At 44.2% G+C, this 20,134-nt stretch carries 19 protein-coding genes and 5 tRNA genes; 23 read left to right on the plus strand and 1 reads right to left on the minus strand.

Annotated features, from left to right (window positions below; genetic code table 11):
• Positions 1 to 2: 2 nt before the first annotated feature.
• The 22 genes from FTU46_RS07710 (at position 3) to rplL (ending at position 15,627) form a co-directional block, all read left to right on the plus strand.
• Positions 3 to 842 carry a hypothetical protein gene (locus tag FTU46_RS07710; RefSeq protein ID WP_180104683.1) on the plus strand — a complete coding sequence of 280 codons (840 nt, stop codon included), beginning with the start codon at positions 3 to 5 and terminating at the stop codon, positions 840 to 842.
• 6 nt (positions 843 to 848) lie between these two features.
• Complete coding sequence (locus tag FTU46_RS07715; protein WP_180104684.1) at positions 849 to 2,042, plus strand: heme biosynthesis protein HemY; 1,194 nt, start codon at positions 849 to 851, stop codon at positions 2,040 to 2,042.
• A 7-nt stretch (positions 2,043 to 2,049) separates the two neighbouring features.
• Positions 2,050 to 2,475 (plus strand): thioesterase family protein, encoded by a 426-nt coding sequence (locus tag FTU46_RS07720; RefSeq protein ID WP_180104685.1) that lies wholly within the window; start codon positions 2,050 to 2,052, stop codon positions 2,473 to 2,475.
• Positions 2,476 to 2,629: 154 nt separating this feature from the next.
• Positions 2,630 to 2,956 carry an H-NS family nucleoid-associated regulatory protein gene (locus FTU46_RS07725; protein WP_079281036.1) on the plus strand — a complete coding sequence of 109 codons (327 nt, stop codon included), beginning with the start codon at positions 2,630 to 2,632 and terminating at the stop codon, positions 2,954 to 2,956.
• Positions 2,957 to 3,143: 187 nt separating this feature from the next.
• Positions 3,144 to 3,887, plus strand: coding sequence for a type II secretion system protein N (gene gspN / locus FTU46_RS07730; RefSeq protein ID WP_004781653.1), 744 nt, complete (start codon positions 3,144 to 3,146; stop codon positions 3,885 to 3,887).
• A complete protein-coding gene (locus tag FTU46_RS07735; RefSeq protein WP_180104686.1) occupies positions 3,887 to 4,744 on the plus strand; it encodes a type II secretion system protein N in 858 nt (285 codons plus the stop codon). Before gspN ends, FTU46_RS07735 begins: the two co-directional genes overlap by 1 nt.
• 38 nt (positions 4,745 to 4,782) lie before the next feature.
• A complete protein-coding gene (gene gspD / locus FTU46_RS07740) occupies positions 4,783 to 7,038 on the plus strand; it encodes a type II secretion system secretin GspD (protein WP_180104687.1) in 2,256 nt (751 codons plus the stop codon).
• A 62-nt stretch (positions 7,039 to 7,100) separates the two neighbouring features.
• Positions 7,101 to 7,760 (plus strand): FHA domain-containing protein, encoded by a 660-nt coding sequence (locus FTU46_RS07745; RefSeq protein WP_180104688.1) that lies wholly within the window; start codon positions 7,101 to 7,103, stop codon positions 7,758 to 7,760.
• Positions 7,761 to 7,838: 78 nt separating this feature from the next.
• Entirely contained in the window at positions 7,839 to 8,507 is a 669-nt protein-coding gene (gene gph, locus FTU46_RS07750) for a phosphoglycolate phosphatase (protein WP_180017492.1), read from the plus strand.
• 108 nt (positions 8,508 to 8,615) lie between these two features.
• Positions 8,616 to 10,109: an anthranilate synthase component I gene (trpE, locus tag FTU46_RS07755; RefSeq protein ID WP_180104689.1), complete on the plus strand. Its 1,494-nt coding sequence runs from the start codon at positions 8,616 to 8,618 to the stop codon at positions 10,107 to 10,109.
• Positions 10,110 to 10,207: 98 nt separating this feature from the next.
• Positions 10,208 to 10,283 (plus strand) — tRNA-Thr (locus tag FTU46_RS07760).
• A gap of 55 nt (positions 10,284 to 10,338) precedes the next feature.
• Positions 10,339 to 10,422 (plus strand) — tRNA-Tyr (locus FTU46_RS07765).
• A gap of 36 nt (positions 10,423 to 10,458) precedes the next feature.
• A tRNA-Gly gene (locus FTU46_RS07770) sits at positions 10,459 to 10,534 on the plus strand.
• A 21-nt stretch (positions 10,535 to 10,555) separates the two neighbouring features.
• A tRNA-Thr gene (locus FTU46_RS07775) sits at positions 10,556 to 10,630 on the plus strand.
• A gap of 151 nt (positions 10,631 to 10,781) precedes the next feature.
• The gene (tuf, locus tag FTU46_RS07780; protein WP_179991967.1) at positions 10,782 to 11,972 is read left to right on the plus strand and encodes an elongation factor Tu; all 1,191 of its coding nucleotides are present in this window, start codon (positions 10,782 to 10,784) and stop codon (positions 11,970 to 11,972) included.
• Between the two features lie 46 nt (positions 11,973 to 12,018).
• Positions 12,019 to 12,094: transfer RNA gene (locus FTU46_RS07785), tRNA-Trp, on the plus strand.
• Between the two features lie 76 nt (positions 12,095 to 12,170).
• Positions 12,171 to 12,611 (plus strand): preprotein translocase subunit SecE, encoded by a 441-nt coding sequence (gene secE / locus FTU46_RS07790; protein WP_179991968.1) that lies wholly within the window; start codon positions 12,171 to 12,173, stop codon positions 12,609 to 12,611.
• A 7-nt stretch (positions 12,612 to 12,618) separates the two neighbouring features.
• Entirely contained in the window at positions 12,619 to 13,152 is a 534-nt protein-coding gene (nusG, locus tag FTU46_RS07795) for a transcription termination/antitermination protein NusG (protein ID WP_005232530.1), read from the plus strand.
• A gap of 117 nt (positions 13,153 to 13,269) precedes the next feature.
• Positions 13,270 to 13,698: a 50S ribosomal protein L11 gene (gene rplK / locus FTU46_RS07800; protein ID WP_004781668.1), complete on the plus strand. Its 429-nt coding sequence runs from the start codon at positions 13,270 to 13,272 to the stop codon at positions 13,696 to 13,698.
• Between the two features lie 3 nt (positions 13,699 to 13,701).
• On the plus strand, positions 13,702 to 14,397 hold the full coding sequence (rplA, locus tag FTU46_RS07805; RefSeq protein WP_004781669.1) for a 50S ribosomal protein L1: 696 nt from the start codon (positions 13,702 to 13,704) through the stop codon (positions 14,395 to 14,397).
• A gap of 306 nt (positions 14,398 to 14,703) precedes the next feature.
• On the plus strand, positions 14,704 to 15,210 hold the full coding sequence (gene rplJ / locus FTU46_RS07810) for a 50S ribosomal protein L10 (RefSeq protein WP_004781671.1): 507 nt from the start codon (positions 14,704 to 14,706) through the stop codon (positions 15,208 to 15,210).
• 48 nt (positions 15,211 to 15,258) lie between these two features.
• Complete coding sequence (rplL, locus tag FTU46_RS07815) at positions 15,259 to 15,627, plus strand: 50S ribosomal protein L7/L12 (RefSeq protein WP_159123444.1); 369 nt, start codon at positions 15,259 to 15,261, stop codon at positions 15,625 to 15,627.
• A 63-nt stretch (positions 15,628 to 15,690) separates the two neighbouring features.
• Here the strand turns inward: rplL and FTU46_RS07820 are convergent, their stop codons facing one another.
• Entirely contained in the window at positions 15,691 to 15,942 is a 252-nt protein-coding gene (locus FTU46_RS07820; RefSeq protein ID WP_034170979.1) for a hypothetical protein, read from the minus strand.
• Here FTU46_RS07820 and rpoB point away from each other — a divergent pair.
• A complete protein-coding gene (gene rpoB / locus FTU46_RS07825; RefSeq protein WP_180104690.1) occupies positions 15,936 to 20,024 on the plus strand; it encodes a DNA-directed RNA polymerase subunit beta in 4,089 nt (1,362 codons plus the stop codon). The two genes, FTU46_RS07820 and rpoB, sit on opposite strands and share 7 nt — an antisense overlap.
• Positions 20,025 to 20,134 lie beyond the last annotated feature (110 nt).

A 20,134-nucleotide genomic window follows, 5' to 3' on the forward strand; every position in this document is an offset into this window, starting at 1 on the left:
GCATGAAAAAATTATTCATTGTTTTTTTCATCTTGAGCTTGGCGTGGATTGCCAAGCTGAGCTATGACCTGTTTGGCTTAAATTCAGCACAGACTGAATTGACCCAGAATTTTAAGCAGCTGCAACAGCAGAATGCCAATCTGAATGATCAGCTGGTGGCCTTAAAACGTCAGGTTGCTACGGGCCAAGCAGCAAACCCTGAAACACCGAACAAGGGGACAGTTCAGGATACTCCTAGGGCTAACTTGCAGGATGATCTACCTTTAGTTGAGCAATATCTGGATCTGGTTGAGTTTGCCTTGCAGCAGCAACAATATGCAATGGCGATGGAAAAGTTGAACCAATTATCCAATCAGCTTGCACATCTAGAACTGGCACCTGCTCTTCTGGGTAGCCTGAATCAGGCGATTGACAAGGATCGGGAAGTCCTTAAGCAGTTCATCAACAATCGTTTAGTACAACAGAATAAATTAAAAGAATTACTGCAACAGATTGATATTGAGATGGAAAAGGAAATCCGGGTGCAGCATCAGCACCGCGCTACAGCCCAAAGCTCATTTTGGCAGCGCTGGATTCAGATTGAATCAGTCGAGAAACCGAGTGCAGTCTTAATGCAGCGTAATCTGGTCTTAAAAGAAGCTCAGCTGCGTTTACTGATTGCAGAAAATAGTGTGCAGCAAGGACAGCAGGTAGCTTTCCAGCAAGCCCTGAAAAGTGTGATCGAGGTATTGGCTCAACTTCCGGATGCGCAAAGCAAACAATGGATTCAGCGACTGGAGCAAATTAAGATAGCACCTCAAACGCCTACTCCTCAGCTCAATACGCGTACCCTGATCGGTTAATTGCTTATGAAACAGATTTTACTTGCTTATTTACTGGTTGGTTTGCTGGGCTTGGCGATCTTGAGCGTACTGAGCTATGGTTATGGTGCGGGCTATGTCTATCTGTATTGGCGCGGACTACAAATCCAGACCACTTTCTGGTTCCTGGTGGGCTTGCTTATCGTAATCAGCTTTCTGATGCATATGCTGTGGTATGCGACCAAGCGTTATCTCAGCTTTAAACAGCGTAAACATGAAACGGTATTCAGCTTTGCCCGCCTGCATCCTTATGAGCAGTTAGCCGTAGTTTGGTTATTAAATGCTGCACAGGATCAACGGGATTTTATCCAGCAGTCTTTTAATCAGTCGGGATTGCTCAAGCATATTATTGATGCCCGATTATCCTGGGGACAGCAACAATATAGCGAAGCATTGAGTAGTTTAAATCAGTCTAATCCTATGGCATTTGAACTGGCAGAATTACAGCGGATTGAAATCTATTTATCGCAGCAGGATGGTCAGCAGGCATTAACGCATTTAGAATTTTTAAATCAACATGAGTTATCTCCCTGGTTAAGACGAGTCAAAACCGCTTATGAGCAGCGTTTAAATGCTTTATGGGGGCAATTTGCCTTACAGTTTCCCTGGTTATATTTACGTTCAACCAAATATGGGCATTTAGACCAAGAAGTAAAAAAAATATGGCTGCAGCAATTATTAATAGCTTATGACCAGGCTACTGAAGATGATTTAGAATATTTAAAACAACGTTATCTGGATTTAAAACAGGATATATTTAATCGTGACTATGAAGTCAAGCTATTATGGTTGAAACTGTTATTTAGAATGCCGGAAATGAGTGTTGAGCATGAATGCCTTGCTAAACACTTACTGGAACTCCAATTTAATCAGGATGTATTCTATTTATGGTTCCAGCAGCAGTTATTAAAGCAGTTTCCAGATTATGCAGATATTGAGCAGCAGATCTCAGTTTGGGATGCAAAATATACTGCACTGCCAATATTAAGTTTTGCCAAATGGCATATTCTACAGGCGACTGGCCGGGTAGAAGAAGCTCAGCAATTGCTGGATCTCTATCCAGATGACATTCGCATGAGCTATTTGAGAATTAAATCTGTATTACAGGGAAGAGAGGATTTAATACAGCAGTTAAATGCCGTATTTGAATCGAATGTTAATTTTATCGAAATCAGAATTTGAGGAAATAATGTCAGAATTACAACAATATCCGGTGATTTATTCGCAAACTGTTACATGGGGAGACATGGATGCGTTTGGGCATGTTAATAATGCCATGTATTACCGTTATATAGAAAGTGCCCGTTTGGCTTATTTGGGTAAATTAAATATCTTTGATGAAGATATTTTAACAGTAGTGGCTTCAAATCAATGCCGTTATTTAAAACCTGTGGTTTATCCAGATCAATTAAAAGTGGCGGCACGAATTGATGAAATTCGGAATAGTGCAGTCAGAATGCATTATTTATTATGGAGTGAACAGCAGCAAAGTATCGTAGCTACTTCAGAAGCAGTAATTGTATGTTTAAATAAAAATATGCAGAAAACTGAAATACCTGAACATATTCGAGAAAAAATAAAATCGCTAGAATTAACTGTACAACATGAAATTTAATATTAGAGTTTTTATCTCTAATTTAATGATTAATTTTGTAATGGCCCTTAAGTTTATTGTTATACATTTAAAATTTTATATTGAATATTACACTTAATATAAATATGATGGGTTCGTTATTTATTAAAAGAAATAATGCTATTTATTGGAGAACATGATGCCAGACATTACAAATTTATCAGTTGAAGAGTTAAAACGTTTACAAGCAGAAGCTGAGTCTTTAATTGCTTTGAAAAAAGATCAGGAAATTGAAGATGCTTATCATCAGGTATTGGATATTGCCGACAAAGTAGGCTTAACGATTGAACAGCTTCTTGAATTTGGTGCTTCTAAACGTAAAAAAACTGCACGTAAGTCTGTAGAGCCACGTTATCGCAGTAAAAGCAATCCGGAAGACACCTGGACTGGTCGCGGTAAACAGCCACGCTGGTTAGTTGCTGAATTAGAGAAAGGCGCAAAACTGGAAGATTTCGTGATCTAATCCTTCTGCCGCATTATTCATCATCATGCTGTTATGCATACGGCCTGTGATTGATCAGCCAAGCACATCCTGCTTGGTTTTTTTATGCCTATGAATTGGCGTCAGAGAAAAAGTGTGCATAATGTGATTATAAAATGACAAAACTATAAATTTAGGGGTTTCGATTGGATAGGTTGGTCGTGGCGGGATGAGCAATAAGCCGAAAACATTAAAATGGTTGATATTTGCAATTCTAGCCTTTTTTGTCTTTGTAATTCTGCAAGTTCCTGCAGCTTGGTTAATTTCAAAATTTTATAAAAATAATCAGGTCTTACATAATGTAAGCGGGAATATCTGGCAGGGAAGTGCGGACTGGAAAAAAGGTAATCTTCGGGGAAGTCTGAACTGGCAGGTTCGTCCTTTGGACCTGTTGTTGCTGAGATTAGGGGCAAATATTGATCTGCATAGCGGTAATACCCAGTTTTCGGGTGTGATGGGCTATGGTTTGAATAAAACTTTAACCGTTAAAAATCTTGAGGGACAGCTTGCACCTGAAACTTTAAAGAAGATTGCTGACTGGCAATGGCCTACCAACCCGATTCAGTTTAAAGAACTCGATTTTAAATATAAAAAAGAGCAAGGCTTTAGTCATGTAGACGGTCAGATGCAATGGAGTGGTGGTGAACTGATTTACACGTTTGCCCAGCGTCAGGAGCGTATGAATGTACCGGTTCTAAGTGGTCAGTTATCTGATGAGAATGGACAGCTGCTGTTGGACGTACGCGACAATCGTGATCAACGTATGTTGAATATTAAACTGGATCCAAGCTTGATGCTGGATATTCAGCTGACACAGCGTTTTCTATTGAATGCTCCTTCTTATACGGGTAAAGCTGGACTGGATACTTACGTGATTAGTACCCGTCAGCCTTTAATGGGGGGCTTCAACTGATGGCAAGCCCACTCGATTATTTTAAAAATATTGATTTGAAGCAGACAGAGCGTGTTACTCCGATTTTATTATTCCTGTTAATTCTGTATTTATGCTGGAAATTGGCCGCCTTATTCTGGCTTCTGGTGGCTCCGCCACAAGCGATGCAGATTGATCAGGTAGAACTAGGGTCACAACAGGCTCAAGTGCCAAATATAAGTGCCTTTTCACTATTTCAGGAAAATACTTACGCAGCGAACACTGCTGAAACTGCCAATATTGTCTTGCAGGGAGTTGTGGTGGCGAGCCCAAGCTATAACTCTTCAGCAGTCTTGAAAATTAATGACCAGTCTGACCGTTATCGGGTCGGAGAAGTATTGGGGAATAGCAGTTTTACGCTGGCTGAAGTGTATTGGGACCGGGTGATTTTGCGTAAATCAAGCGGTGCGACCCAAGAAATCCTGTTTAAAGGACTGGAAAATGGTTTAAATCAGCCAATCGTGCCGGATACCTCAGCAGCATCTGCAAATTCAATGCCTCCGATGTATACGGAAAGTGGTATGCCTGAACAACCTTCACCACACAGTGAAATCAATCGGGCCATCCAGCAGATGCAGGAAAATAAGGACCAGTACTTACAGAATATGGGGGTAAGTGCAGCAGAGGGTGGTTATGAAGTCACTTCACGGACACCGGCTGCACTGCGTAATCGCTTGGGATTAAGACCGGGGGACCGGATTTTGTCTTTGAATGGTCAGACCCTGTCACAGGGACAAACCGAAGCACAATTACTGGAACAGGCTCGACGTGACGGTCAGGTCAAACTCGAAATAAAACGTGGTGATCAGGTGATGACCATACAACAGGATTTGAAGTGATGTGTCATCACGCATAGGGTTAGGAAACACAAAAGTTTATGGCTTTATTTAATAATAATCGATCAGCATGGGCATTCTGTGTGGCCGCACCATTGGTTGCTATGGTCAGTACGGCAAGTTATGCGCAAACCTGGAAAATCAATCTCCGGGATGCAGACTTAACCGCCTTCATTAATGAAGTGGCGGATATTACCGGTAAAAATTTTGCGGTAGATCCTCGGGTTCGAGGTAATGTCACGGTCATTTCCAACAAGCCACTGAATAAAAATGAAGTTTATGACCTGTTTTTAGGCGTCTTGAATGTCAATGGTGTAGTGGCCATCCCTTCAGGAAATACCATCAAGCTGGTTCCAGACAGCAATGTCAAAAGCTCCGGGATTCCCTATGATGCACGTCATCGTGCGACTGGTGACCAGATTGTCACTCGCGTGATCTGGCTGGAAAATACCAATCCGAATGACCTGATTCCAGCCCTGCGTCCGTTGATGCCACAGTTTGCCCATTTGGCTGCCGTTCCGGGCACCAATGCACTAATTGTGTCGGACCGAGCCACTAATATCTATCAGCTGGAAACCATCATCCGTAATCTGGATGGCACGGGCCAGAATGATATTGAAGCCATTAGCCTGCAATCCAGTCAGGCCGAAGAAATGATCGAGCTGATTGATTCAATGGCAGCGACAGGTGCAGCTAAAGATCTGCGTGGTTCACGGGTACGGGTCATGGCAGATGTGCGTACCAACCGTATTCTGATTAAAGGGGATCCAGCGACACGCAAGCGCATTCGTCAGATTATTGAAACACTGGATGTGCCTGCAGCAGACCGTCTGGGGGGCTTAAAAGTCTTCCGTTTGAAATATGCCAGTGCCAAGAATCTTTCGGAAATTTTGCAGGGGTTAGTGACAGGGCAGGCAGTCAATACTGGTTTGGATAATTCTTCTTCCAGCTCATCTTCTTATAATTCGACTAATAACCTGAATAACAATAATACCACTAGCTCAAATAGCTCAGGTGCATCCAATATTCAGCTCAATACTGGCATGAAAACCGAGCAGGGCGGGATCAGCAGCTTTAATGCCAATGGCGTCAGCATTATTGCGGATGCCACGCAGAATTCTCTGGTGGTTAAAGCAGACCCGCAACTGATGCGTGAAATCGAATCTGCCATTGGTCAGTTAGATGTACGCCGTCAACAGGTTCTGATTGAAGCTGCAATTATTGAAGTAGAAGGGACAGATGCAGATCAGCTGGGTGTGCAATGGGCCTTAGGTGATATCAGCAGCGGAATTGGTCTGATCAATTTTGATAATTTTGGCACCAGTCTGAAAAATATTGCAGCAGGTTATCTGACTGGCGGTGGTGCAGGTGCGGCGAGTACTGTCGGTGCAGGCAGTTCACTGGTGATTGGTGATTACCGTGAAGGCAGTGATGGTTCACGCCGTTTATACGGCGCGATGATTCAGGCCTTAAAAGAAACGACCAAGTCTAACCTGTTATCTACGCCGTCGATTGTGACCATGGACAATGAAGAGGCTTACATCGTTGTCGGTGAAAACGTACCCTTTGTGACCGGTTCAGTTTCTACGGGAGCCGCAGGTGTTGCTAATCCTTATACCACTATTGAGCGTAAAGATGTCGGTGTAACCTTAAAAGTCGTACCGCACATTGGTGAAGATGGTACTGTACGTCTGGAAGTTGAACAGGAAGTCTCAGATGTAAAAGCCAATAAAGGCCAAGCACAAGATTTGGTCACCAGCAAACGTGCGATCAAAACCTCGATTCTGGCAGAACATGGACAAACGATCGTATTAGGTGGCTTGATTTCGGACAATACTAGTTATGGACGTCAGGCAGTACCCGGTCTAGGGGCAATTCCAGGGGTGGGACGCTTGTTCCGCTCAGAAGGTAAATCTAATCAGAAACGAAACCTGTTGATCTTTATCCACCCAACGATTGTGGGGGATAGAAATGAAGTACGTAAACTGACGCAGCAACGTTATGGTCAGCTGTACAGTCTGCAATTGGCACTCGATTCAGACGGTAATTTTGCCAAGTTGCCGGAAAGTGTTGAAGATGTGTATCAGCAGCGTATTCCAGTTTCTAAGACACCACTGACGAATTCGTCCTACCAGAATGTTCCGAGTGCGCCAGCATCAACGCCGTCAGCTACAGCAGTAGCTACACCGGTAGCAATTGAGCCGGGGATTCAGCGACAAGTGGTACAGCAGCCAGTCCAGCAGGTTGAAAAAAGTAGAAATACCATTACAACAACCACACTTAGACCCAAAAGCTAGACCATTCGCATTTGCATACAGCATGTTATGATAATGTCAAAGAGAATAGAGAAGTAGATTTCATGACTTGGAAAATACAGGCAATTACCGATGACTTGACCGGACAGGAAATAGCAATCGACCGTGACATGCTGGTAGGGCGTCATCAGGCGGCTGATATTGTGCTGCAGGCTGCGGAAATCTCGCGTAAGCATGCTGCTTTTCTGCTGAAAGACGATGCACTGTGGTTACAGGATCTAGGCTCATCTAATGGCACTTTTGTGAATGACTTGCGTATTGAGCAGGAAACGCGATTAAAACAAGACGATGTAGTCCAGTTTGCCAGCTTGAAATTCCTGGTTCTTGAACCTGTAGCGCCTGTTGAAGTGGCGCCAGAAGTTGAAGAAACAGCAGAGCAAGTGGTTGAAGAGATCGAAATGGTCGAGAAAACTCCTGCCCAGCAGATGAATGAGCAGGGCATTCCAGAATTGAGAGAGCGTGATGCTTCAGTCAACTTGACCCGTGATGGTATGCCGACTAATGTTGGTATTCCAAAACCTGCGCCTATTGCTGAAGGGGTAGACCTGAGCTCGGTTAAGCCAGAACCCGCACCAATTCCGGTGGAACAGCCTGTTTCTCGTGTAGAGCAGGAAAAAGAAGCACAGAAAAATGCATCTATTGGACTGATTTCACTAATCGTTCTGATTATTTTGGCGATTATCGCTTGGGTGTTGTTTAAATAAGCCCATGATTGGTTACAATCGAGGCATGCATCACGCATGCCTTTTTTATGGCTGCAAATAAAGAAAATGAGGGTCAGGATGTCAATTGCACAACTGGAACAACGTAAGCTGATTTTATTCGATCTGGACGGCACCTTGGTGGATTCAGCCCATGATCTGTATCGAGCCATGAATATGAGCCTGAATGTCTTGCAGCTACCCCTGGTGACTGAGGAGCAGGTACGGGTGTGGATCGGTAAAGGAACGTCCAAGTTCTGTGAAAGCGTACTCCAGCATTTGGTGGGAGAAGTATTACCTGCCCAGCATCAGGAATTACTTGCGACGTTCCTGGAAATTTATAATGCCGATCCTTGTGTAGATACCAAGCCATTTGACGGAATTATCGAGTTTCTGGAATGGGGTAAGGCTAACGATAAAAAACTGATCTGTGTGACCAATAAACCAGAAGAACCGGCACGCAGTATTCTGGATATTCTGGAAATGGCGAAATACTTTGATGACACCATTGGTGGTGATCGCTTTGCCGAGCGTAAGCCAGATCCGCGTCAGTTGTTGCATTGTGTGGAGCATTATGGCGTGACCAAAGAGCAGGTACTGATGATCGGGGACTCAGTCAATGACATCGAAGCTGCGCGCCGTGCGGGTATAGATTGTATTGTAGTCAGCTATGGCTATAATCATGGTGAAAATATAGCAGACTGTGATCCTCAAGAAATTGTTGATGATCTACGTGAGTTGCTTGCTTAAATAGGGTACGAAGGAAATAAGATGAATAGTTGTAAGGTTTTTCGATGGCGTCGCTCAGTCCAATTCCATTTTCATACTGAGTAACCCTAATTTAAAGAGAAAAACCGAATGACAACTTCAGCTCAATTCCAGCAACTTGCATCTCAAGGCTACAACCTGATTCCTGTATACCGCCAGCGTCTGGCTGATACCGATACTCCTTTATCTATCTTTGCCCGTCTAAAACAGCACCAACAGGCTTATCTGTTCGAATCTGTGGAAGGGGGAGAAAACTGGGCGCGCTATTCAATTATCGGCCTGGGTGAATCGACTGTATTCTCCTGTAATGTGGGTGAACTGACTGTTCAGCATCCAGATGGCTCTATTGAAAAACAGCACTGTGCCGATCCATTCCAGTATATCCGTGACTTTCAGGCACAGTTTAAAGTACCGACCCAGGCAGAACTTCCAGCCTTACCAAGCTTTACCGGTGGTCTTGTCGGTTACTTTGGTTATGACTCAGTACGTTATATCGAACCTAAGCTAAAAAATGTGCCTGAAGCTGATCCGGTAGGCTTGCCAGATATCTGGATGATGCTGTCCAAAACCGTCATCGTATTCGATAATCTGAAAGATACCTTGTTCCTGATTGTCCATGCCGATGCAGCGGATCAGGCAGCTTATGAGAAAGCGCAGCAGCAGCTGGATGAGCTGGAAAATATTCTGGCGACACCGGTAAGCCTGAAAGCGGAAAAACATACAGCACCGCATTTTGAGTCTTTAACTGGACATGACAACTTTATTGCCTCTATTGAAAAGGTAAAAGAGTACATCCGTGCCGGAGATGTGATGCAGGTCGTGCCGGGTCATCGTATGGTTTCTGATTTCGATGGTGAGCCTTTACAGGTCTATCGCGCATTACGTCATCTTAATCCATCACCTTACCTGTTCCTCGTGCAAGGGCAGACCCTAGAAGACAATACGCCGTTCCATATTGTGGGTTCTTCACCGGAAATTCTGTCACGTCTGGAAAATGGCATTGCGACTGTTCGTCCACTGGCGGGTACGCGTCCACGTGGCAAGACCAAGGAAGAAGATCTGGCACTGGAAAAAGATTTACTGTCTGATGAAAAAGAAATTGCCGAGCACTTAATGCTGATTGACTTAGGCCGAAATGATGTCGGTCGAGTATCCAAAATCGGTAAAGTGCAAGTCACTGATCAAATGGTGATCGAACGTTACTCGCATGTGATGCACATTGTGTCGAATGTACAAGGTGAAGTGCGGGATGATGTGGATGCGCTGGATGTTTTTAAGGCAACTTTCCCGGCTGGAACACTTTCTGGTGCACCAAAAATCCGTGCTATGGAAATTATTGACGAAGTTGAGCCAGTGAAACGCGGAATTTTTGGCGGCGCTGTTGGTTATTTAGGCTGGCATGGCGAAATGGACATGTCGATCGCGATTCGTACCTGCGTGATTCGTGAAAATAAGGTCTATGTTCAGGCCGGAGCAGGGCTGGTTGCGGACTCAAATCCTGAGTCAGAATGGAATGAAACCCAAATAAAAGCTCGCGCAGTGATCAAAGCGGTTGAATTATCATCAAACGGATTGATTTTGTGAGTTTTTGGCGTTTTTTTTGAAAAAAACACTTGCATGGATTCTGAGTTTTGCTAAACTGCACACCGTTCCGATACGAAACGTACGAAACACTAAGAAACGCCGGCATAGCTCAGTTGGTAGAGCAACTGACTTGTAATCAGTAGGTCCACAGTTCGAATCCGTGTGCCGGCACCATCTTAGAGAGTTTGGAGTGCGAAGTAAAGAACGACACTGATGTAAGTGTAAAAATGGTGAGGTTCCCGAGCGGTCAAAGGGGGCGGACTGTAACTCCGCTACGAAAGTTTCGAAGGTTCGAATCCTTCCCTCACCACCAATTTTAAGACTTCAAAGTGGTAAGTACCAACATCGTGCGGGAGTAGCTCAGTTGGTAGAGCGGCAGCCTTCCAAGCTGCATGTCGCGAGTTCGATCCTCGTCTCCCGCTCCATTGTTTGAAGTGCTAATATTTGCTCTTATAGCTCAGTGGTAGAGCACTCCCTTGGTAAGGGAGAGGTCTCGAGTTCAAATCTCGATAAGAGCTCCAGATTACAGTTTGGCAACGTGGTTGCAAAAATATTTCAAAAGCAGGCTATTTAGTCTGCTTTTCAAGTATTTGGTGTTTGATTTTTTTTAAACGATATGTCGGAGCTGGGTTTTACTCAGAATTGTGTTCGACGTAAACGAGGAAGATTAACATGGCTAAGGCTAAGTTTGAACGTAATAAGCCACACGTTAACGTGGGCACAATCGGTCACGTTGACCATGGTAAAACAACTTTAACAGCTGCGATTGCAACTGTATGTGCGAAAAAATTCGGTGGTGAAGCGAAAGACTACGCTGCAATCGACTCTGCACCAGAAGAAAAAGCACGTGGTATTACAATTAATACTTCACACGTAGAATACGATTCTCCAACTCGTCACTACGCTCACGTAGACTGCCCGGGCCACGCCGATTATGTTAAAAACATGATTACTGGTGCTGCTCAGATGGACGGCGCGATCCTTGTATGTGCTGCGACTGACGGTCCAATGCCACAAACTCGTGAACACATCCTGCTTTCTCGTCAGGTAGGTGTACCTTACATCGTTGTATTCTTGAACAAATGTGACCTTGTAGACGACGAAGAGCTTCTTGAATTGGTAGAAATGGAAGTTCGTGAACTTCTTTCTACTTACGACTTCCCAGGTGATGACACTCCTGTGATCCGTGGTTCAGCACTTGCTGCACTGAACGGTGAAGCTGGTCAATACGGTGAAGACGCAGTTGTAGCTCTTGTTGAAGCGCTTGACTCTTACATCCCAGAACCAGAACGTGCAATCGACCAAGCATTCTTGATGCCAATCGAAGATGTATTCTCAATTTCTGGTCGTGGTACAGTTGTAACTGGCCGTGTTGAAACTGGTGTCATCAAAGTTGGTGAAGAAGTTGAAATCGTGGGTATCAAAGATACAGTTAAAACTACTGTAACTGGCGTTGAAATGTTCCGTAAACTTCTTGACGAAGGCCGTGCTGGTGAGAACTGTGGTATCTTGCTTCGTGGTACTAAACGTGAAGACGTACAACGTGGTCAAGTACTTGCTAAACCAGGTTCTATCAAACCGCACACTAAATTCGATGCAGAAGTATACGTACTTTCTAAAGACGAAGGTGGTCGTCACACTCCATTCCTTAACGGTTACCGTCCACAGTTCTACTTCCGTACAACTGACGTAACTGGCGCGATTTCTTTGAAAGAAGGCGTTGAAATGGTTATGCCTGGTGACAACGTAGAAATGTCAGTAGAACTGATCCACCCAATCGCAATGGACCCAGGTCTACGTTTTGCGATCCGTGAGGGTGGTCGTACAGTTGGTGCTGGTGTAGTTGCTAAAGTAACTGCATAATCATAGAATAGAAAATAAGCTGGAGTTTCGGCTCCAGTTTATCTACAGGCCAGTAGTTCAATTGGTAGAGCGTCGGTCTCCAAAACCGAATGTTGGGGGTTCGAGTCCCTCCTGGCCTGCCAAGTTTTTTTCAAAAGACGCTTGATGTCGGCAAAACTGGTCATATAATAAGTCGCGAAACCTACGACGAGTACAAAAATGTCGAATGATAAATCACGCGACGCATTAAGCGAAGCGGCAATTCCTCAAAGAAATAATCCTGCTGTAGATGTAAGTTCTGGTTCTCCGTTAGACATTGTTCTATGGGTTATCGCCTTGATTTTATTGGTCGGTGCTATGATGGTAAACCAATATTTACCTGCATACTGGGCGCCTGCGAATGATATTTGGGTGCGCGTTGGGGTAATTTTGGCTTGTATCGTTGTGGCATTCGGTTTATTATACGCCACCCATCAAGGCAAAGGCTTTGTTCGTCTTCTTAAGGATGCACGAATCGAGTTACGTCGAGTGACCTGGCCTACCAAACAAGAGACTGTGACCACATCTTGGCAAGTCCTTGCTGTTGTAGTGATTGCAGCCATTGTTCTATGGTGCTTTGACTATGTTTTAGGCTGGTTAATGAAGTTTATTATCGGGTAAGAGAGCTATGAAACGTTGGTACATTATTCATGCCTATTCAGGTTATGAAAAACAAGTGATGCGTTCGCTTAATGATCGAATCCAGCGTAGCGCTGTTGCCGATAGCTTTGGTGAAGTCCTTGTTCCTACCGAAGAAGTGGTAGAAATGAAGGATGGCAAGAAGCGTAAATCAGAGCGTAAGTTCTTTCCTGGCTATGTATTAGTCGAAATGGAAATGAACGATGACACTTGGCACATCGTGAAAGAGTGTCCAAAAGTGCTTGGTTTTATTGGTGGTACGGCTGAAAAACCGGCTCCAATTACGCAAAAAGAAGCTGATGCAATCCTTGCACGTGTACGCAATACTGGTGAAGCACCGCGTCCTAAGACCATGTTTGAACCAGGCGAAGAATTACTCGTAATTGACGGTCCATTCACTGACTTTAAAGGTGTGGTGGAAGAAGTGCTTTACGACAAGTCACGCTTAACGCTGACGATTAACGTATTTAACCGACCAACTCAGGTTGAACTGGAATTTCGCCAAGTCGAAAAAACAGTTTAATTTGTTCGGGTTGAAAACGCCTGATTTGCGTGCAAATCAGGCATTGTTGTTGTAACGGTATCGTTACTTGAAATCATTGGGGAGCCTAGCGGCGTTTGCACCCAGAGGTAATTTGAAATGGCTAAGAAGATTGACGGCTATATCAAGCTGCAAGTTCCAGCTGGTAAAGCGAATCCATCTCCACCGATTGGTCCTGCACTAGGTCAACGTGGTGTTAACATCATGGCATTCTGTAAAGAATTCAATGCTGCTACACAAAAAGTTGAAGCTGGTCTACCAATTCCAGTCGTGATCACTGTGTACAACGACAAGTCGTTCACATTCATCATGAAAACTCCACCTGCTGCTGTTCTTCTTAAGAAAGCTGCTGGTATCCAAAAGGGTTCTTCTGTACCTAACAAAACTAAAGTTGGTAAGTTGACTCGTGCTCAATTGGAAGAAATCGCGACTACTAAAGAACCAGACTTAACTGGTGCTGATTTAGACGCGCGTGTACGTACCATCGCTGGTTCTGCACGTTCTATGGGCTTGGAAGTGGAGCTATAAGACATGGCAAAGTTAACTAAACGTCAAAAAGCCATTGCTGCTGCTGTAGAAGCACAGAAAGTTTACACTTTAGAAGAAGCTGTAGAAGTTCTTACTAGCCTTCCAGCTGCGAAATTCAAAGAATCTTTGGACATCGCTGTAAACCTGGGTGTTGACCCTCGTAAATCTGATCAGGTTGTTCGTGGCGCGACTACTCTTCCTGCAGGTACTGGTAAAACTGTACGCGTAGCTGTATTTGCTCAAGGCGCTGCTGCTGAAGCTGCGAAAGAAGCTGGTGCAGACGTTGTTGGTTTCGATGATCTTGCTGAAAGCATCCAAGGCGGAAACCTTGACTTCGACGTAGTGATTGCTGCTCCTGATGCAATGCGCGTTGTTGGTAAACTGGGTACGATTCTTGGTCCACGTGGCTTAATGCCAAACCCTAAAGTAGGTACTGTAACTCCTGACGTAGCAACTGCAGTTAAAAATGCAAAAGCTGGTCAAGCGCGTTACCGTGTAGACAAAGCAGGTATTATCCACGCTGCGATCGGTCAAGTAGGTTTCTCTGCTGAAGCTGTTCGTCAAAACGTTGAAGCTCTTGTAGCTGACCTTAAGAAAGCAAAACCTGCTACTTCTAAAGGTGTTTACATTCAAAAGATCACTCTAAGCTCTACTATGGGTCCTGGTCTGATCGTTGATGTAGCAAACGTTTCTAAATAAGTTATAAACTTATACAGAATTTTAAAGCCCTGAGTAAGTTTTAAAGCACTGCTTTAAAACTTACGCAAGAAGAAACCGGTTTCGGACTACTTGCGAACTTAGGCAGACTTTGAATTGATAAATGTAAATTTATCAGCGTCAAAGACCTCAGGCGAGGGGGGTTTTATGCTTTCCTCTTAATACTCCAGCCTGCGTAGACGCGGTGGTGTGATTTGTTCATCCTCCGCGTGTGATTTCAGAGATGAATTCACGAATTGGGAGTGTGCTTGTGATCAGGCACATAAATCACCGTTAGGAGGTTTTACAATGGCTCTTCTTATTGAAGGCAAAAAACAGATCGTAGCTGAAGTAAGTGAAATTGCTTCTACTGCATTTGCCGCTGTTGTTGCTGACTACCAAGGTTTAACAGTTGAGCAATTAACTGCTCTTCGTGTTGAAGCTCGTAAACTAGGTGTTAAAACACGTATCGTGCGTAACACTCTGGCTAAACGCGCTCTTCAAGATACTCAATTCAATATCTTGAACGACAGCCTTGTTGGCCCAACAATCTTAGCTTTCTCGACTTCTGAAGACGACATGGGTGCAGCTGCACGCTTGTTCGAAGAATTCGCAAAAACTAACAAAGCATTCGAACTTAAAGCTGCTGCATTTGATGGCAAAGTTTACGAAGGTGCTGAAGTTAGCGTAATCGCGAACCTTCCGAACCAAGAAAAAGCGCTTACTATGCTTGCAAACGTTCTTCAAGCTCCTATTTCAAAATTGGGTCGCCTTATTACTGCGCTCAAAGAGAAAAACGAGTCAGAAGCTGCATAAGCTTAAATTTATTTCCACACCATTCAATTTCCATTTGGAGTTATTCTCATGGCTTTAACTAACGAAGAAATCCTAAACGCAGTTGCAGAAAAAACTGTTCTTGAACTTGTTGAACTAATCTCTGCTTTCGAAGAGAAATTCAACGTATCTGCTGCTGCTGTTGCTGTTGCTGCTGCTCCTGGCGCTGCTGCTGCTGCTGAAGAACAATCAGAATTCAACGTTGAGTTGACTTCTTTCGGTGGTAACAAAGTTGCTGTAATTAAAGCAGTTCGTGAAGCTACTGGTCTTGGCTTGAAAGAAGCTAAAGACATGGTTGAAGGCGCACCTACAGTTCTTAAAGAAGGCGTTTCTAAAGAAGAAGGCGAAGAGCTTAAGAAAAAACTTGAAGAAGCTGGTGCTACAGTTACTCTTAAGTAATTTCTTAAAGGAGCCGGTTTTTTTATAATCGGCTCCAAAAATTGGCTGATGGCTCTTGGGTCATCAGCCTTTTTGCGTTACAATAATCGGCTCGATTTTTGTTTGCATGATATAAAATTCATACAAATTAAAAATAAACATAATGAACAAACGCTTACCAATATTTTTCATTAAAAAAATATTGTTAAGCGTTTTAATACCACTAAAAATTGCAGCATTTGTAAAGAGTGGTGGCCATATCGGCCAGCGTAATTCCTTCTGAGCCCGTTCTGCAGGCGGGCTTGGTTTACACTTTCCGAGGACTCCAGATGGCATACTCATATACCGAAAAGAAACGGATCCGTAAGAATTTTGGTAAATTGCCTAGCGTCATGGATGCTCCGTACCTGCTCGCGATTCAAGTCGACTCGTACAGAACATTCTTACAAGATGGCAAATCACCAAAAAACCGCGAAGATATCGGTCTCCAAGCCGCATTTCGTTCAGTTTTTCCTATTGAAAGTTATTCTGGCAATGCTGCTTTAGAATTCGTTGAGTATAGTCTTGGTAAGCCTGAGTTTGATGTACGCGAATGTATCCTTCGTGGCTCAACTTATGCAGCACCAATGCGCGTAAAAATTCGTTTGATCCTGAAAGATCGCGAAACTAAATCAATCAAAGACGTACGTGAACAAGAAGTCTACATGGGCGAAATGCCGCTTATGACAGACAACGGTACTTTCGTAATTAACGGTACCGAGCGTGTAATCGTATCGCAATTGCACCGTTCACCGGGCGTATTCTTTGACCACGATAAAGGCAAGACTCACTCAAGCGGTAAAGTCCTTTATTCAGCACGTATCATTCCTTACCGTGGTTCATGGTTAGACTTTGAATTCGATGCCAAAGACCTGGTCTACGTACGTATTGACCGTCGTCGTAAATTGCTTGCGACTGTGGTGCTTCGTGCGCTGGGTTATGCCAACGAACAAATTCTCGACATGTTCTACGAGAAAGTACCTGTGTATCTGGACATGGGTAGCTACCAGATTGACCTTATTCCAGAGCGCCTGCGCGGCGAAATGGCACAGTTCGACATTGCTGACAAAGACGGCAAAGTCATTGTTGAACAAGGTAAACGTATTAACGCACGTCATGTACGTCAAATGGAAGCATCTGGTCTTGAGAAGCTTTCTGTTCCTGATGAGTACCTGTACGAACGTATCACTGCTGAAGACATCCCACTGAAAGATGGTGATGTGATTGCAGCCAATACTGTTCTGAGCCATGAAATCATGGTGAAAATTGCAGAAGGCGGCGTGAAACAGTTCAATATCCTGTTTACTAACGATATCGACCGTGGTCCGTTTATTGCGGATACATTACGTGCTGATACCACAGTAAGCCGTGATGAAGCGCTTGTAGAAATCTACAAAGTCATGCGTCCAGGTGAGCCACCAACAAAAGAAGCTGCTGAGAACCTGTTCAATAACCTGTTCTTCTCTTCTGAGCGTTATGATCTGTCTCCAGTGGGTCGTATGAAGTTCAACCGTCGTTTGGGTCGTCCTTACGAAGTGGGTACTGATCAGAAGTCACGCGAAGTTGAAGGCATTCTCTCGAATGAAGATATCACTGATGTATTAAAAACATTAGTAGAAATCCGTAACGGTAAAGGTGAAGTCGACGATATCGATCACTTGGGTAACCGTCGTGTTCGTTCTGTGGGTGAAATGACCGAGAACCAATTCCGTGTAGGTCTGGTTCGTGTAGAGCGTGCTGTTAAAGAACGTCTGTCTCAAGCTGAAACTGATAATCTGTCTCCGCAAGACCTGATCAATGCGAAGCCAGTGGCTGCTGCAATCAAAGAATTCTTTGGTTCAAGTCAGTTGTCTCAGTTCATGGACCAAAACAACCCGTTGTCTGAAATTACACACAAACGTCGTGTATCAGCACTTGGGCCTGGTGGTTTGACTCGTGAACGTGCGGGCTTCGAAGTACGTGACGTACATCAAACTCACTATGGTCGTGTATGTCCAATTGAGACTCCTGAGGGTCCAAACATTGGTTTGATCAACTCGCTATCTGTTTACGCAAAATGTAACAACTTCGGTTTCCTGGAAACTCCATACCGTAAAGTGGTTGATGGTCGCGTAACTGATGACGTTGAATACCTATCTGCGATTGAAGAAGTAGGTACTGTGATTGCACAGGCCGACTCTGCAGTAGATAAAGATGGCAACCTGTCTGAAGAATTCGTTTCTGTACGTCACCAAGGTGAATTCGTACGTATGCCTCCTGAAAAAGTGACGCATATGGACGTATCTGCACAACAGGTTGTATCTGTAGCAGCATCACTGATTCCGTTCCTTGAGCACGATGACGCCAACCGTGCATTGATGGGTTCGAACATGCAACGTCAGGCTGTTCCTACGTTAATTGCTGATAAACCACTGGTTGGTACCGGTATGGAAGCGAACGTAGCACATGACTCTGGTGTATGTGTAATCGCGAAACGTGGTGGTCGTATTGAATTTGTTGACGCTTCGCGTGTCGTGATTCGTGTCAACGAAGACGAAATGGTTGCAGGCGAAGCAGGTGTAGATATCTATAACCTGATCAAATACACACGTTCTAACCAAAACACTTGTATCAACCAGAAAGTTCTTGTGAACCTGGGCGATAAAGTAGGTCGTGGTGACGTTCTGGCTGACGGTCCATCAACTGATGGCGGTGAGCTTGCGCTTGGTCAAAACATGCGTGTAGCGTTCATGACCTGGAATGGTTACAACTACGAAGACTCGATCTTGTTATCTGAGCGTGTTCTTCAAGAAGACCGTTTAACGTCTATTCACATCCAAGAACTTTCATGTGTTGCACGTGATACCAAATTGGGTGCTGAAGAAATTACTGCCGATATTCCGAACGTGGGTGAAGCAGCGCTTTCTAAACTGGACGAGTCAGGTATCGTTTACATCGGTGCTGAAGTGACTGCGGGTGACATCCTGGTAGGTAAAGTAACGCCTAAAGGTGAAACTCAGTTAACTCCTGAAGAAAAACTGCTTCGTGCAATCTTCGGTGAAAAAGCGGCTGATGTAAAAGATTCTTCTTTACGTGTTCCATCGGGTACTAAAGGTACTGTGATCGACGTTCAAGTGTTTACACGTGACGGTCTTGAGAAAGACGAACGTGCTCAGGCAATTGAAAAAGCTCAGCTGGATGCTTACCGTAAAGACTTGAAAGAAGAATACAAAATCTTCGAAGAAGCAGCACGTGAACGTATTGTCCGTCTGTTGAAAGGTCAGGAATCTAACGGTGGCGGTACTACTAAACGCGGTGACAAACTGTCTGAAGAATTGTTATCTGGTTTAGAGCTGGTTGATCTGCTTGATATCCAACCAAGTGATGAAGCAATTGCTGAACGTTTAACTCAAATTCAAGTGTTCCTGAAAGAGAAGAGCCTTGAAATTGATGAGAAATTTGCTGAGAAAAAACGCAAACTTTCTACAGGTGACGAACTGACAACTGGCGTATTGAAAGTTGTTAAGGTTTACCTGGCCGTTAAACGTCGTATCCAGCCTGGTGATAAGATGGCAGGTCGTCACGGTAACAAGGGTGTAGTTTCTAACATCCTGCCTGTTGAAGACATGCCGCACGATGCCAATGGTGTACCAGTAGATATCGTACTGAACCCGCTCGGTGTACCATCACGTATGAACGTGGGTCAGATTCTGGAAACTCACTTGGGTATGGCTGCTAAAGGTCTTGGCGATCAAATCGACAAGATGCTGAAAGAACAGCGTACAGTTCTTGAACTGCGTGATTTCCTAGACAAGATTTATAATAAGGTTGGCGGTCAGCAAGAAGATCTTGACAGCCTGACTGATGAAGAAATCTTGAAACTGTCTGGTAACCTGCGTAAAGGTGTTCCTCTGGCAACTCCAGTATTTGATGGTGCTGAAGAAGGTCAGATCAAAGAATTACTTGAGCTTGCTGGCTTGTCACGTACGGGTCAAACTGTATTGTACGATGGCCGTACTGGTGAACGTTTCGACCGTCCTGTAACTGTAGGTTACATGTACATGCTGAAACTGAACCACTTGGTTGACGACAAGATGCATGCGCGTTCTACTGGTTCTTACTCTCTAGTAACGCAACAGCCGCTGGGTGGTAAAGCACAATTCGGTGGTCAGCGTTTCGGTGAGATGGAAGTCTGGGCACTGGAAGCATACGGTGCAGCATATACGCTTCAAGAAATGCTTACTGTGAAGTCGGATGACGTTGAAGGTCGTACCCGTATCTATAAGAACATTGTAGATGGTAACCATTATATGGACCCAGGTATGCCTGAATCGTTCAACGTATTGACCAAAGAGATCCGTTCTTTAGGTATCAACATTGAACTGAAAAATGGTGACTAATTAATCCCCCTGGCCCCCTTTTTCAAAGGGGGAGTTCCCCTCTTTAGTAAAGAGGGGTTAGGGGAGATTCCAAATTTCAGTTAAAAAACAATATTTGTGACCCAGTCGGG

Origin of the sequence: Acinetobacter sp. YH12108 (genome assembly GCF_013419055.1) — a bacterium.
Lineage (GTDB): Bacteria > Pseudomonadota > Gammaproteobacteria > Pseudomonadales > Moraxellaceae > Acinetobacter.